Origin of the sequence: Streptomyces sp. NRRL WC-3549 (genome assembly GCF_000721935.1) — a bacterium.
Classification (GTDB): Bacteria; Actinomycetota; Actinomycetes; order Streptomycetales; family Streptomycetaceae; genus Streptomyces.
Genome location: NZ_KL585408.1, coordinates 49,093 through 49,868 on the forward strand (window position 1 = coordinate 49,093; position 776 = coordinate 49,868).

At 75.5% G+C, this 776-nt stretch carries 1 protein-coding gene; it reads left to right on the forward strand.

The window, feature by feature from the left end; genetic code table 11:
- Positions 1 to 261: 261 nt before the first annotated feature.
- Positions 262 to 776, forward strand: a 515-nt coding sequence (locus tag IH13_RS40135) for an FHA domain-containing protein (RefSeq protein WP_158791220.1), incomplete at its 3' end; no start/stop codon positions are given.

Here is a 776-nt window from a genome sequence, read left to right on the forward strand (position 1 = left end):
TCCCGAGTGGCGGACAGCCGACGGCCGGGCGGCCCCGGCCGCTCCCTCCGGGCCGCGCGGTCACAGGGCCCGGCGGAGCCCGGCCGGGCGCCGGAACCTCCGCCGCGGGCCCATTCCTCCTGAGTCGGCCGAGGCCCCGTGAGCCCGGGCGCGGTCTTCACACCGCCCGGCTTTCCGTTCCGGGACCTGTCCTGGAATAGTTCCCCACGATGTTCAGCATCCCTAGGCCCTCCTCGGAGGGGGCGACACGGGGGACAACTAGTGGGGCGCGGAGTGCCGGAACTCGTACTGGAATTCAACGGAAGGACCTGGACGCTCGATCCGTCCAGGCCGTACACCCTCGGACGTGACCCGCAGGGCGACCTGACGGCCGACGACGCCAGGGTGTCGTGGCGGCATGCCACCATCAGCTGGAACGGGCGGAGCTGGTCCATCGAGGACCACGGGAGCACCAACGGCACCTATGTGCAGGGCCGGCGGATCCAGCAGACGGAGATCGGCCCCGGTGCCGCGGTGAACCTGGGCAACGCCAACGACGGGCCGCGGCTGAACTTCACCGCCGCCGCGGGCGCCGGTGTGTCCGGCGGGCAGCAGCCCGTCGCACAGCCGGGCCCGGCGCAGCCGCAGCAGGGCGCGCCCGCGTGGCCGGATCCGGCGCACGGGCAGCACCCGCGGCAGGCCGCCGCCCAGCAGCAGGTGCACTACGCCCCCCCGGTCCCGCACCAGCAGGGCCCGACGCCCGGAGCGGGCGGACCGGGCGCCGGCGGCGGGGGGGC